Raw genomic sequence first — 13971 nt, 5'->3', positions numbered from 1 at the left:
AAAAATCTGAATATTGGCACTAATAGGAGGCGTTTATGATGAAGACAATACAGGAGACGCTTGTAGATGAAGTGATTTCATGGAGACGTCATTTTCATGAAAATCCGGAGCTCTCATATCAGGAGCACCAGACTTCTGAATTTATCTACAGGAAATTAAAAACCTTTTCAGGATTGGAAGTGACGAGACCAACCGAAACGAGCGTTTTAGCGGTTCTTAAAGGAACTAAAAAATCTGCCCGAAAATCGAATACCATATCTTTTCGTGCAGATATTGATGCTCTCCCGATTGAAGAGGAAGCAGAAATTGAATTCAAATCAAAAAATCCTGGGGTTATGCATGCATGCGGACATGATGCACATGCTGCGATGTTATTAGGTGCTGCTAAAGTCCTCTCCGGAAAAAAAGATACGATTGATGGAGAAATCAGGTTTATTTTCCAACACGCAGAAGAGGTACTGCCTGGGGGAGCTCAGGAATTGGTGAAAAAAGGGGTCATGGAAGGAGTGGATTATGCATTTGCACTGCATGTTACTCCTTATGAACGAACAGGAAAAATATGTTTAAGGGAAGGGGTATTCTGTGCTGCAGCCGATGATTTTGAAATTAAAATTATTGGTCAGGGCGGTCATGCGTCGACTCCGGAATTAACGGTAGATCCGCTGATCATTGGTGCCGAAATTACGACGAATATTCAACATATCGTTTCCAGAAAAATTTCAGCACTTAGGACACCAGTCATTTCAGTCACTCAGTTCCATTCCGGAAGTGCGCTCAATGTCATACCAGAATATGCGGAAATCGGTGGTACAATTCGTTCCTTGGACTCTGATAGCCGTGTGAAAGCAAGAGAGCATCTTGAGCAAATCGTTAAGGGGATTTCGGAAGCGCATGGGGCAAAATGTGAAATTACTTGGTATTTAGGGTATCCAGCAGTGGTAAATGATAAAGCTGCTGTTGATATTTCAAGAACGGTCATGGAAGGTATTTTTGAAGAGAATAACATCATCAAGGTTGATGATCCCATGTTTGGAACAGAAGATTTTTCGGCTTTTTCCGAAATCGTTCCCTCTTCCATGCAATTTCTAGGCGTCCATAATAATGAGTTTGGAAAAGCTTATCCTCTACACCATCCTAAATTTAAAATCGATGAAAAGGCTTTAGGGTATGGAGTAAGATATTTTGTAGGAATAGCGGATAAATTGTGCAGTCATTAAAATAATTGAGAAAGCATGGGCTAAGAAGGGGCACCCGTTATAGTTTAAGAGAGGAATTCGGTTGTCTCTTCTCTCTATCATACCTATATATCTGTAATTTCCGCTTCTGGAATAAAAGAAACTCCATATAAATTACGGCAGGAGCAAAAAGGTATTCCACATTTTAAAAAGATAAACTACCTATTTAGGAGGAATATATATGTTTAATCACGCGATTGTAAGAAAGATTGGAAAAAGTTTTGTAACTGGCTTAACAACATCGGATTTAGGAAACCCGGATTATGAAAAAGCGCTTGTACAACACGAGGCTTATGTAGAAGCATTAAAACGCTGCGGTGTGAAAGTGACCGTTCTCGAATCTGATGAAAGATACCCTGATTCTACGTTTGTAGAAGATACCGCAGTGTTGACCCCGAAATGTGCACTTGTAACCAATCCTGGTGCAGATAGCCGTAATGGTGAGATTTTTGAAATGAAAGAAGTTTTAAAGGACTTTTATGAAACAATCGAATATATTCAATCACCAGGTATGTTAGATGGCGGAGATGTAATGCAAGTTGAAAATCACTTCTATGTTGGCCTTTCAACCAGAACGAATGAAGCAGGTGCTCTGCAGTTCAAAGATATCATGGGTAAGTATGGTTATGATACGACCATCATTCCCCTTAAGAAATTCTTTCATTTAAAAACGGGTGTCAATTACCTGGGAGACAATAATTTATTAGTGGCAGGGGAATTCATTAATCACGAGGCTTTTTCTAGCTTTAATCAAATATCCGTAAAAGAGGAAGAAGAATATTCGGGTAACTGCGTCAGAATGAACGACTGCGTTATTGTCCCAAAAGGGTTTGATGGTACAAAGAAAAAAATTGAAGATTTGGGATACACAGTGATTGAAGTGGAAATGTCGGAATTTCAAAAACAAGATGGCGGCCTTAGTTGTCTCTCATTGAGGTTCTAAGATGGTTTGGGAGAAGGCATAGGCTAATAGATAAGATAAGGACGTGATTATATGGGGTATGGACTGGAGAATAATGATCAGCTGCAACGCTCAATGAAAAGACGCCATTTATTTATGCTTTCACTTGGCGGCGTAATTGGTACAGGCCTTTTTTTAAATGCAGGCTATACAATTAACCAAGCGGGGGCAGGAGGAGCCCTGATCGGTTATCTAGCCGGTGGTCTTATTTTGTATATGGTCATGGTCTGCCTTGGCGAGCTAGCCGTTCATATGCCGGTTACTGGATCATTCCAAAAATATGCTGCCGAATATATTGGGCCTTCCGCTGGTTTCTCTCTAGGATGGATGTATTTCGTAGGTTCAGCCGCAACTGCAGGAGTTGAGTTTACGGCAGCAGGAATATTGATGAAACAATGGTTCCCCCATAGTCCTACCTGGATTTGGTGTGCTGTGTTCATAGTGCTTTTATTTACATTGAATGCATTAACGACAAGAGGCTTTGCAGAGGCGGAATATTGGTTCGCTGGAATAAAAATCGTTGCAGTGATTTTGTTTATCTTGATTGGGATCGCTGGCATCTTTGGTTTTGTCTCTTTATCTGATCGTCCAACCCCATTCTTTGAGAATTTGGCTCCTTCTGGTCTTTTTCCAGCAGGCGGGATTACAATTATCTTTGTGACAATGATGAATGTAATATTTTCTTACCAAGGCTCTGAACTAATAGGAATAGCGGCAGGGGAAAGTGAAAAACCTGAAGAGAACATCCCTAAAGCCATTCGAAACGTACTATTTAGAATCATTGTTTTTTACATTTCGTCCATTATCATCCTTTCTGCCATATTCCCTGCTTCGGAATTAGGCTTATTGGAAAGTCCTTTTGTAACTTTGATGAAGATAGCGGGGATACCTTATGCAGCAAGTATCATGAATTTCATTATTTTGACAGCCATTCTTTCTGTGGGGAATTCATGTCTGTATGCTTCCACGCGTTTGCTTTGGTCGATGGCCCATGATGGAATGGCACCTAAGGTGTTTGGTATATTGTCCAAAAGGAAAGTGCCATTGAATGCCCTTCTTTTTACGATATGCTTTTCGCTTCTATCGTTATTGACCAGCTTCATTGCGGCGGATACTGTGTTCGTGATACTTATGTCCATAGCTGGAATTTCCGTCACGATCTCTTGGATGGGAATTGCTTTATCGCAATATATGTTTAGAAGGAAGTTTATAAAAGCGGGTGGTAAAACGGAAGATTTACAATACATAGTACCATTTTACCCATTTGTCCCGTTATTCTGTTTAGGCTTTTGTTTGCTGATTCTAGTATTCCTTGCCTTTGACCCTACTCAACGAGTTGGACTGTTTTATGGAATAGGATTTTTGGTAGCCTCTATATTATTCTATAAATTTAAATTGGCGAAGAAAGTAGAGTCAAACACTAACTATGAAAATGAAAAAATTTTGTAATAAAGTTCTATATCGATTGCCCGTTCGTATTAAAAGGTTAGCCAGTTTTTACTGGCTGACCTTTTTTTAATCTTGAGGTTGCGGTCACTGTGATGATTTACAGAATCGGAAGGGAAATACTGACATTGTGACGAAGTGGAAGGAATATCTTACAAGAGAGGAAGGAGGAATTAACATGTCTGATAACAAAGTGACTAACAACATCACAACGGGCGTAGAGGGGCGGGATCTCGTCATGGAGCGTATATTTGACGGGCCGCGGGGCCTTGTTTTTAAAGCATCTTCAAATTCTGGGCGTTTGGCTAGCTGGTGGGGACCGCAGGGATGGCAAACGGAAAATCGGGAGTTTAATTTTAAGCCTGACGGCGTATGGCATTATTGCATGCGGTGCACAGATGAAAACCATGGTGAATTTCATGGCCAAGAATCTTGGGGTAAAGCTGTTTATCAAGAAATAATCGTGCCGGAGAAGATTGTCTTCACGGATATGTTTGCAGATGAAGAAGGCAACGCAGCCGACGGTATGCCAGTTACACTGGTAACGTTGACGTTTGTTGAACACGAGGGTAAGACAAAACTTATCATGCGTTCTCGATTCGCATCAGTCGAGGGACTTCAGCAAGTAATGGAAATGGGTGTAGTCCAAGGATGTGCCTCACAATTTTACCGCCTCGATGACCTTCTCGAAAAGGTTCAAAAGATAGGGTAATTAGCATTCTATTAAACAAGTATGATTCTTCCTTAAGCAGGATCGCTTTTCTTATGTCGCTAAGGGCAGTAAAGCATATGAAAATTAACTTTCTTACCAGATTGAGATGGAAAAGACAACAATAATATTAAAATTGGGGGAAGTAATGAAGATCAATCACATAAATTTAACTGTTAATGATGTTACAGCTTCACGTGAGTTTTTAGAAACATATTTTGGTTTATCATGTGCAGGGAGTCGAGGAGATGGGTTCGCTGCAATGAAAGATGATGATGGATCCATATTGACTCTAATGAAAGGAAGCGATGTACAATACCCCAAGACTTTTCATGTTGGTTTCATACAAGAAAATGAAGAACAAGTTAACAGAATCAATCAGCGGTTGAAAGATGATGGATTCAAGGTAAAACCTCCAAAACATTTACACAGATATACTTTCTACGTAGAAGCGCCCGGAGGATTTAACGTTGAAGTACTGTGTTAAATTGGAGTAAAAAACGCAGTTCAGTGAGGTACGGTGACCTTATCAAAAGTTAAGCATTTAACAACTGAAGTATTTCCATATTATTCAGCATCAGGCGCTTTTAAGAAGCCCAATTCCTCAATTTAAATGGTGAGAAATTGGGCTTTTTATATTGGAATTTTTCTTAACGTTGTAAATCCGCATTTTCCTGACGATACGCATAATAGTGACAAGAGAATATTATATATTTAGATATAGACCTCGCTAGAATATTTTAATTTAATTATACACAAAGGGTGGTTTGTAAATATGTACGGAGTCCAAAGTGTAGACAACAGAAGAATTAAGACAAAACATCTCTGGTGAAATTCTTGTTTGAATGGGATTGAGTCAGCGGATTGTTAGTGGTAAGGGTGTCTTCATGATCCGCATTGTGCTCTGCTTTTTTTCCCGAATGTCATCTCAATATCTTCTTCCCATCCTACCGGGGAAGACGTTAAGAAGGTAAATCGGACTTTGTTTTCGCAAACCAAATCCATTCATGATAAGATAAATAAATCAAATACTAGTAAGGCGGGGTGGAGTCAGTCAATTCTGGCTCCTCCCTGCCTTTTTTGCCCACCCGATATTGGAGGTTTTACTTTGAATGTTATCGTAAATAAAATTAAAAAAATGGGTTACAAGCATGTTTCTTTGTACGCCGTCATAGCACTTTGTTTTGTTACCTCTGTTTTCTTTGTTCATCACAATTATTCATTCTATGAACATCCAATAGCCAAAGTCATCAAAACAAATCTGGAAAATTCAACTGAATTGAATGATATGTATCAAAATGAAGATCGACTATTTACCCAGAGTATAATAGCTGAAATACAAAATGGAGAAGAAAAAGGAAAACTTATTCATTTAAAGAATGAATATTCCTCATCCGGAGCTTTTGATCAAGAATATCGAGTTGGAAATGATTTATTTGTTTCGATTGATACAAAGACAGAAGAAAATTCAGAGTTAACTGGAACCATAAAAGACGTAAAGCGTGATAAATTTGTGTTGATTGTAGCATGGGTTTTTATCTTTACATTACTTATCGTTGGAAAAAAGCAAGGCCTGTTTTCAATTATAAGTTTGGCAGTCAATGCCATATTGTTGTCATATGCATTAGATTTTTATTTGAATTCATCAGACATTGGTTTGGTATTGATATGCAGTATAAGTATCATTCTATTTACGGTCCTTTCCCTTTTACTCGTTAACGGTTTTAATGAAAAAACATATGCAGCTATTATTGCGACACTGTTAGGGACTTTTTTATCGCTGTTCATTACTTATCTTGTTATGTGGGTAACTTCCGAAAATGGCCTTCGATATGAAGAAATGCAATTTATCACTCGTCCTTATAAAATGGTGTTTATGGCAGGGTTATTTATCGGATCTTTAGGAGCCGTAATGGATATAGCCATTACCATGTCTTCTTCGATTTTTGGGTTGTATGAAAAGAATAACCACATATCAGTAAAAGCACTTAAAACTTCAGGGTTAGAGATTGGAAAAGACATTATGGGAACCATGACAAATATTTTGTTTTTTGCCTATATAAGTGGCTCAATACCTATGATTATTTTATATTTGAAAAATGCTTCTGCATTGGGATTTACCCTTTCCATGAACCTTACATTGGAATTGGCCCGTGCCCTAGCTGGTGGTATTGGAATCGTGTTAACTATTCCGATAGGTCTATATGTCTCTATTTTTTTCATTAATCGAAAGAGGGAAAGACAATGAATGTATTAGTGTTGCTAGCGTTTATACTATTAATATTGATGATCTTGATTGGCGGAAAAAAAGGGGCACGTTCATTTTTTGCTTTGTTCCTAAACTTTGGTGTGTTACTTTTTACCATCATTTTTATGACAAATCCAAATAATGATCCGTATATCGTAACATTGATTGCATGTACGGTGATTAGTTATATTAATTTATTTTTTATTAACGAAGTGAACAGTACAACAAAAACAGCATTCATTTCTACTATTATCACGATTGTTATTGTACTCATTTTTATTGTCATTGTGACGGAAAATGCGATGATACAAGGTTTCGGTGAAGAAGAAATAGAAGAGCTTAGCATCTTTTCCCTTTATATTGGAGTAGATTTTGTTAAAATTGGAGCTTCAGTAATTATTATGAGTACTATTGGCGCGATTATCGATACAGCCATGGCCATTTCATCTCCCATGCGAGAAATGTTTCTTCACCATCCATCCATTAGCAAGAAAGATTTATTCACATTTGGATTAAGTATTGGAAGGGATATCTTAGGTACATCTACGAATACACTATTTTTTGCTTTCTTTGGAGGCTATTTGGCATTGCTTATATGGTTTAAAGATTTATCCTACTCTGTTGGAGAAATCGTAAACTCAAAAATATTTAGTGCTGAAATGATCACTATATTTTGTGCTGGAACAGGTGTAGCCCTGATAATTCCTATTACTGCTTTAATTACTGCTTATTCTTTGGTGAAAAAAAGAGAAAATAAAGAGAAAGTTATATAGGCTTCATGGCAAAAAGGCTTATGAGCACTCATTTGTATAATAGGAATAAGTCATTGGGTTGTTCCGTAAAAGCATTGCAATGAGTATCCATATGCTCTGCCAAATCTTCTTAACAGTTTATATTTAGTGGAAGAACAACATATAATATTGCCTATATAAGTGTGGTCAATCTGAAAAAAATAGTTAGATCAAAAAAATGGGTGGCATTAATGCCATTTTAATTCCTTCATAACGTTCAAGATGTATATGGTTAGATAATAACGAAAAAGCTGACTGCAGAAGCCCGTTCAAGACGGCTCCTGTAATCAGCTTTTCTTTTTTTACTCTAGTATTCAGTCGGTCTGATAATGCATGACTGCATTTCGAAATTAAACATGTATATTGAGTTGCTTACGGAGACGTTGCATTTCCGAATTGAAATAGGCTTTGCTGTAATCACATCCGACAATAGCAACGATACTGCCGTCATCATCAATGATTGGCGCAAAACTTGTTTTCCACTCACCGTACCTGTCTTCGTATATGGGAGTAACACCCGCTTTACCATTAAACGCCTGGTAAGCGACATTAACCATTTCCGGGGGACCCATATATTCTTCCCCCGGTTCAATTACAAAGCCTTTGTCTGCAACGAGGTGAATCAGACGTCCATCATCCGTCATGATAAATATAAAGACCCATTCAATTACGCCTTCCTTTTCTTGAATCATGGTAAGTTTTTGTTTTAATTTCTGGGAATAGGAAGTTTGCCGGTTCATATTTTTTTGTAGACTGATAACCTCCTCAGCTGGAATGATAGCTGCGGTTACAACGGCAATGGATCGAAGCCGCTGGTTTATTTGTTCTTCTAAAATGGCCCGTTTATCCACTGGTGAAAAGCTTGCCTCTTCAATTTTATTACGTAATTTTTTATATTTCCTGCTCATCGTCGGCTGGCTGACTTCCAATACCTTTGCCGCTAGTTTCAATGATTTGTATTGTTCCATCGCCATGTTGATCAGCTGTTCCTCCACAAGGTCGACTGCTTCCTGCAAAGGCATTAGAAAATCGATGACAGGTAGTGAAGTGGGTTTGTTGGGCCCTTTAAAAGGAAGCACCTCTCTAACCAACGCAACATCCACTTCGGGTATTCCGCTAGTAATCACAAGCCTTTCAACTGTATTTTCAAGTTCGCGCACGTTGCCGGGCCATTGATAGATACATAGCAAGTCGATTGCATCCGGTGTGAAAGCTACCTTTCGATTGTATAGTGTATTGTACTTTTGTAAAAAAAACTGAACCAGATGGGGGATTTCATCTACACGATTCCTAAGCGGCGGAAGGTGGATAGGCACGACATGAAGACGATAATATAAGTCTTCTCGGAATTCACCTTTTTTGACCATTTTTTCGAGCGATTTATTTGTTGCGGCAATCACTTGAATATCAACAGGGTGTGAGGCCGTACTGCCAATTGGGGTGACAACGCGTTCCTGAAGGACACGAAGCAGTTTTACCTGTACGTTAGGCGGTAACTCGCCCACTTCATCCAAGAATAAGATACCCTTATGTGCAAGTGTGAATTTCCCCTTGGCCCCGTCTTTCCTTGCGCTGGTAAAAGCCCCTTCTACATAGCCAAACAGTTCGCTTTCAATCAGGTTTTCCGGGATGGCGCCGCAATTGACAGGTATAAATGGACCGTCGCTTCTATTACCCATATTATGTATGGCCCTGGCGGCTATTTCCTTTCCTACCCCGGATTCCCCCAATAACAGGACGGTTGCGCTGACATCACAAACCATTTGCATTTTATGCAGAACATCAAGCATCGGTTTACTGCGGATCACAAATGGAAAAGATGGCTTCTTCGATTCCAATAAAGGCCCCGATTGCCCCCTTGATGTATCTGGATAAGAGTCTTTAATTTCTTTGTAAGCCCAGACCCATGCCCCGGATTCAATCGGGTATGCCGTCACCAGCAGCTCTGGACCCTGCCATGAGGACTGCATGAAACTTTTTTTTTCATTTTTGCCCATTATCTCTTCTGCCAAGCTTGTAGTAAATAAATCTTGTTCAACATCCTTGATGGAACCACCGACATTTCAGGATGGTGCCATTTTTATCTGTCACAATAAGCTGATCGTAAATAGACAAGAGTGCAGAGGTGAAGTGATCCATTTATGTCTACCAGCCTTTCATTTAACTTCCTAGTTTTTATATTACAGAAATTTCACAATTGTTCAATAGTTTCAAAAATGAATATTCTTCCTATTGAAAATCCTGTTAGCATAGTGTTTTCTGATTGGCATGGTTATTGCAATAAAGTAAAGAGAAGGGACTAGAAAGCATGATTGCAAAGGAGGGAGAAGCGATTTTGAATAAAGAGAATCAGTTCCAACAGAATATCAATTCAGAAGATCCCTTTATTAAAAATCTATATTCAGATTTGAATGAGCGGATCAATGCGTATGAGCAGGAAGAAGCCGTGAAAATCGACAAAATGAAATGGAGTGATGCGACAGGTTCTATTTTTTTCATGATTTTAATCATCGCCTACCTAATCTATTCACTTGTCTAATGTAGTTGTTTCGATCACCCAGAACTATATCAGCCTTATACCAAGCAATACAATCATTATTCTATAGTTGGGAGAGAAGCGTGTGAGCAAAGAGAATTCCTCCATTTCAAAGGATGTGGCCTTTGGGTTTTTACCGGCAAGTAAAAATGACCGGATTTTTAACCTTCGGGATTTAATTTTAGTTCAAGTTGTTATTGGCCTCTCATCTTTTGGGCTGTTAACTGGTGGATACACAGGTACAATGCTTGACGCGAAGCAGTCACTTGCAGCGATTTTATTCGGTAACGCCTTCCCGATGCTGTTGATAGTTCCCATTACCCTTTATTTTGCGCGTTATGGCATAGACACCTTTGTAGGGTTTCGAAGTTCACTTGGGTATTTAGGATCGAATATCTTTTTCTTTGTTTTTCTTATTTTAACTCTCGGCTATATTTCCATTGCGCTATTTATGTCCGGCCAGGCGTTAGCAGAGGCGGCTAATTGGATGGGGATGCCCACGATTTTCTCAAGCCAAGCAACGGGAGCGCCCTTTTTCTCGATTTTGCTCTTCATCTGTGCATTCCTTGTAACGGTGAGGGGACCGGTAGCGATTCAAAAATATACCGCAGTAGCCGTTCCGGTTTTTATGGTTCTCATGTTTGGCCTGCTCGCAATAGTCTTGTTTGGACAGGGGTTCACGGAAGTTGCTCATATACTTCCTTCTGAGCCATTTGAAACGAGTTCTCGTTCATTCGCGACAGCCCTGGAGTTAAACATCGGTCTCGGCTTTTCATGGCTTCCGTACCTTGGCCAATACAGCCGTTTATCTAAAACAGAAGGAGGAGCATTTAAAGCGGGCTTCTACAGCTATGGAATCATCGTCTGTATCGCCGCGTTAGTTGGGGCCCTTGCTGCATTAGTAACTGGATCTCTTAATCCTTCTGACTGGATGTTCTCCATCGCAGGAAGTTGGGGCGGCTTCATTGGCTTGATTTTACTTTCGGTAGGGAATGTCGGTGCAGCCATATTCCTTATGTACTCACAAGCTGTCAGCTTTAAAACTGTATTCCCGAAAAAGTCATGGATGATTGCGATGGGAACAACTGTACCGACTATATTCTTACTTCTAAGCTCAACGTTCTACGATGCCTTTGGTTCATTCATTGCTGTCATTTCTTTTATTATGGCTGTTCTTGGCGGCATTGTCGTTGCAGATTACTTTTTTGTAAAGCGCCAACGCATTTCAATAAGGGATTTGTATGACACGCAAGGCTCTTATACTTATTGGAAAGGCATTAACCCGTCGGCCGTTCTCACGGTAGTTATCGGAACGACCATTTACTGGGTACTCTATAATCCATTGACTTTTGAAGCAAGTGACTTTTTCCTTTATACAGCTGCCGGAATTCCAACATACTTTGTCGCTTTAGTCACCTACTATGTTTCATCTAAATACATTTTCCGTTTTGAAGTTGACATGGAGCGTCCATCTGTTGAATTAAAGGAAGCTAAATAGAAAGTAACTCACTTTAAAGAATTTAGGGAACGAGAGGAGATTGTTCAATGTTTACACAAAGTTTAGATTTCAAAACAACAGATTTAGATACATTCCCATTTCCATTCACTTCAGGTAACTATCGTTATTCAAACGACTTGAAAAAACTCTCAAACGTTAACTGTATTGAAGTTACACCAGAATACAAACTTCAAGTGGAAACGAAGCGTCGTCTCCTTCAAGAACAGCCGCATATAAGGTTTCAATCTTTTTCACACACAATGGAAATGCAATGGGAAGTGTTGGAAATGCTCATCGACATGGCAGCTGATCGCTATCCGGAGCATTTCGAGGTTATTAAAGATGGTGACAACTGGACTTTCAAGAACCACATTTTCGGTGAAACCGAATCATTCGTGTATGGCGATGCCAGCACGCTTCCAAATGAGCCGCTTGATTATATAGGCCGCCATTTCCATAATGATTTTGTTTTAATGGTTCATCGCGACAGTAATTTCTATTTGGAAGTGGGGCAAGTTTCATACGCCGCACTCTTCTCGGCTAACTGGAATAAAGGCATGTCCTTTGATGAGATCCATGCGCCTGTTCCATTTGTATCACGGAAAGGTGATGAACTGGCAGATCGGGTTCGTAAGTTTTTATTATCCATCGAGCCAGGAAAGCCATGGACACGCATTAACTGGAACCTGATGGCGGACCGTTGGGATGTCAACTATGAAACGATGGATGTATGGGGACCGCAGCGTTCTGAAATAACACCGGAAAATGCAGGTAAACTTGTTCGTTTGCGTGTTGAAGAACAAAAATTTTATCGCATGCCACGAAGCAACGCCATTCTATTCGTATTGAATACTCAGTTCCTGCCGCTGGAGGATTTGACATTGCGCCAGGAGTGGTTTGATCTGACATATAGCGTACTACAGGATATTCCGGAACCTATGGCTGAATACAAAGGAATTGCCCCGTTTCTTCAGCAATCGGTCGAATATTTGAGGAGTATTGATGAAAAACAAAAAAGCGAAGATAAACAATAAGTAGGAGGATAGTGCCTTGTACAATAGTCCAGTATTGTTTGATAAATCCATTACGATCGTAAATAAATTTACTCCTCGGAATGAACGAAGAAAGTTTGTCGTCATTTCTGATCAAGCCGGATATGAAAAGGCGAAAAGTTTCACTTCTGAAATCGCAGGAACAGTGCCTGTTGAATGTCTTTCCATTAATGGAATGGAAGATAAAGAGGAGATTAAGAGAGTCATCTTGTCACAAAAGATGGGCACCCAATTTTATATTGCGGCTGCTTGGAACAATGCCGTAATGATCTTCTCGCTCGGGGTGGAAGCTGGTCTATCTGAAGCTGAGATCCAAACGGTGATTATCGGCCCTAAACGGCGGTACGTATATTGCATGAAATGTTTCGAAGTGTCGGAAATCGCAGAAGAAGCCGAGATTGCAGAATGTGACCATTGCAGGGCCAGTCTTGAAATAGGACCTTTTTATTCAATCGTACGGGAAGGTTATATTGGTTACCCATTCATCCCAATCGGAAAAGAAGAAGTAGGGAGCTGATCATCATGCGGGTAGTAGGAAATATTCAAATGAAAGTAAATAAGATCATTCAAGAAACTCCATTCGTAAAACAGTTCGAATTGATTCCAGTTGATGGAAAACCATTGCCTGCTTTTACTGGCGGTTCGCATTTGACCACTTTCATGCCGGCCGGGGATACGATAATCGAGAGAGAATACTCCCTTATCAGCAACCCAAGGGACCGTAAAAAATATGCAATTTCCATTCGGCGTAATGAGGCGTCACGCGGAGGTTCCGCTTTCTGGCATGATCATGTAACGATAGATTCCAGATTGGAAGTCAGCTTCCCTAAAAACAACTTCCCTCTCAGCTTTCGAGCTAAGCATCATGCATTTTATGCAGCTGGAATCGGCATCACCCCATTTCTGGCAATGATGGAAGACATGGCTGCCGAAGGCCAAACCTTCGAACTTCATTATGCTGCACGCACACCGGAATTATGTGCTTTTTATGATCTGTTGAAAGCCAAATATCCTGATCAATGCACCTTTTATTTTTCGCAGGCAGAAGACAAACGCAGAATGATGCCTGAGGCAATGATGGATCATCGCATTGGCACGCATGTATATTTTTGCGGACCAATCGAGATGGTACAAGAGTACCGAAAAGCTGCCAGTTCCTATGGTTATCCGGAACATGCGATCCACTTTGAATTATTTGCGACAAAACATGACGGGCCGCAAGAACCTTTCATTGTCGACCTATCAGACAGCGATCGGTCCATCCGCGTTCATGAAGGTGAAACACTGCTTGATGCGCTTCTAAGGGAAGGCATTGATGCACCTTATTCTTGTAAAGTGGGCGGGTGCGGAAGTTGTGAGGTAGATGTTGCAGAAGGTGAAGTGGATCACCGTGATTTCTTCCTTAGCGAAGAAAACCGTCAAACACGCAACTCAATCCTGACTTGCTGCTCACGTGCGAAGGACGACAGACTTGTTATAAAACTTTAACGATTCC

The 13971-nt window shown here is 40.0% G+C and carries 13 protein-coding genes; 12 read left to right on the top strand and 1 reads right to left on the bottom strand.

Features of this window, described 5'->3' with window-relative positions:
• The first annotated feature begins 38 nt into the window (after positions 1–38).
• The 7 genes from V3595_RS13195 to V3595_RS13165 all read left to right on the top strand — a co-directional run bounded on the left by V3595_RS13195 (position 39) and on the right by V3595_RS13165 (position 7372).
• Positions 39–1217 (top strand): amidohydrolase, encoded by a 1179-nt coding sequence (locus V3595_RS13195; protein ID WP_485907637.1) that lies wholly within the window; start codon positions 39–41, stop codon positions 1215–1217.
• Positions 1218–1416: 199 nt separating this feature from the next.
• The gene (locus V3595_RS13190) at positions 1417–2178 is read left to right on the top strand and encodes a dimethylarginine dimethylaminohydrolase family protein (protein WP_485907635.1); all 762 of its coding nucleotides are present in this window, start codon (positions 1417–1419) and stop codon (positions 2176–2178) included.
• A gap of 51 nt (positions 2179–2229) precedes the next feature.
• Positions 2230–3645 (top strand): amino acid permease, encoded by a 1416-nt coding sequence (locus V3595_RS13185; protein WP_485907633.1) that lies wholly within the window; start codon positions 2230–2232, stop codon positions 3643–3645.
• A 175-nt stretch (positions 3646–3820) separates the two neighbouring features.
• The gene (locus tag V3595_RS13180) at positions 3821–4354 is read left to right on the top strand and encodes an SRPBCC domain-containing protein (protein ID WP_485907960.1); all 534 of its coding nucleotides are present in this window, start codon (positions 3821–3823) and stop codon (positions 4352–4354) included.
• 145 nt (positions 4355–4499) lie between these two features.
• Positions 4500–4838 (top strand): VOC family protein, encoded by a 339-nt coding sequence (locus tag V3595_RS13175; RefSeq protein ID WP_485907631.1) that lies wholly within the window; start codon positions 4500–4502, stop codon positions 4836–4838.
• A 621-nt stretch (positions 4839–5459) separates the two neighbouring features.
• Positions 5460–6599 carry a YibE/F family protein gene (locus V3595_RS13170; RefSeq protein WP_485907629.1) on the top strand — a complete coding sequence of 380 codons (1140 nt, stop codon included), beginning with the start codon at positions 5460–5462 and terminating at the stop codon, positions 6597–6599.
• On the top strand, positions 6596–7372 hold the full coding sequence (locus V3595_RS13165) for a YibE/F family protein (RefSeq protein WP_485907627.1): 777 nt from the start codon (positions 6596–6598) through the stop codon (positions 7370–7372). Before V3595_RS13170 ends, V3595_RS13165 begins: the two co-directional genes overlap by 4 nt.
• Before the next feature lie 368 nt (positions 7373–7740).
• Here the strand turns inward: V3595_RS13165 and V3595_RS13160 are convergent, their stop codons facing one another.
• Entirely contained in the window at positions 7741–9402 is a 1662-nt protein-coding gene (locus tag V3595_RS13160; RefSeq protein ID WP_485907625.1) for a sigma 54-interacting transcriptional regulator, read from the bottom strand.
• 296 nt (positions 9403–9698) lie between these two features.
• On the opposite strand from V3595_RS13160, the gene V3595_RS13155 reads away from it, so the two are divergent.
• From V3595_RS13155 to V3595_RS13135, 5 genes are all read left to right on the top strand, one after another.
• The gene (locus V3595_RS13155) at positions 9699–9929 is read left to right on the top strand and encodes a hypothetical protein (RefSeq protein WP_137019981.1); all 231 of its coding nucleotides are present in this window, start codon (positions 9699–9701) and stop codon (positions 9927–9929) included.
• A gap of 82 nt (positions 9930–10011) precedes the next feature.
• A complete protein-coding gene (locus V3595_RS13150; protein ID WP_485907623.1) occupies positions 10012–11424 on the top strand; it encodes a purine-cytosine permease family protein in 1413 nt (470 codons plus the stop codon).
• 47 nt (positions 11425–11471) lie between these two features.
• Positions 11472–12458 carry a heme-dependent oxidative N-demethylase family protein gene (locus tag V3595_RS13145; RefSeq protein ID WP_485907621.1) on the top strand — a complete coding sequence of 329 codons (987 nt, stop codon included), beginning with the start codon at positions 11472–11474 and terminating at the stop codon, positions 12456–12458.
• A gap of 16 nt (positions 12459–12474) precedes the next feature.
• Positions 12475–12993 carry a hypothetical protein gene (locus V3595_RS13140; protein ID WP_402897196.1) on the top strand — a complete coding sequence of 173 codons (519 nt, stop codon included), beginning with the start codon at positions 12475–12477 and terminating at the stop codon, positions 12991–12993.
• 5 nt (positions 12994–12998) lie between these two features.
• Positions 12999–13964, top strand: a complete 966-nt coding sequence (locus V3595_RS13135; protein ID WP_485907619.1) for a PDR/VanB family oxidoreductase — start codon at positions 12999–13001, stop codon at positions 13962–13964.
• Positions 13965–13971: the final 7 nt, after the last annotated feature.

This window comes from Bacillus sp. CFBP9009, from assembly GCF_036541465.1.
Lineage (GTDB): Bacteria > Bacillota > Bacilli > Bacillales > DSM-1321 > Peribacillus.
The sequence above is the reverse complement of the archived record's forward strand: the minus strand, read 5'-3'. Positions and strand labels throughout refer to the sequence as shown.

What these genes read in the sequence shown, in the direction of transcription:
- V3595_RS13165 (WP_485907627.1), top strand. Translation starts at nt 6,596, where the DNA reads ATGAATGTATTAGTGTTGCTAGCGTTTATACTATTAATATTGATGATC.
- V3595_RS13135 (WP_485907619.1), top strand. Translation starts at nt 12,999, where the DNA reads ATGCGGGTAGTAGGAAATATTCAAATGAAAGTAAATAAGATCATTCAA.
- V3595_RS13145 (WP_485907621.1), top strand. Translation starts at nt 11,472, where the DNA reads ATGTTTACACAAAGTTTAGATTTCAAAACAACAGATTTAGATACATTC.
- V3595_RS13195 (WP_485907637.1), top strand. Translation starts at nt 39, where the DNA reads ATGAAGACAATACAGGAGACGCTTGTAGATGAAGTGATTTCATGGAGA.
- V3595_RS13185 (WP_485907633.1), top strand. Translation starts at nt 2,230, where the DNA reads ATGGGGTATGGACTGGAGAATAATGATCAGCTGCAACGCTCAATGAAA.
- V3595_RS13155 (WP_137019981.1), top strand. Translation starts at nt 9,699, where the DNA reads ATGATTGCAAAGGAGGGAGAAGCGATTTTGAATAAAGAGAATCAGTTC.
- V3595_RS13175 (WP_485907631.1), top strand. Translation starts at nt 4,500, where the DNA reads ATGAAGATCAATCACATAAATTTAACTGTTAATGATGTTACAGCTTCA.
- V3595_RS13190 (WP_485907635.1), top strand. Translation starts at nt 1,417, where the DNA reads ATGTTTAATCACGCGATTGTAAGAAAGATTGGAAAAAGTTTTGTAACT.
- V3595_RS13180 (WP_485907960.1), top strand. Translation starts at nt 3,821, where the DNA reads ATGTCTGATAACAAAGTGACTAACAACATCACAACGGGCGTAGAGGGG.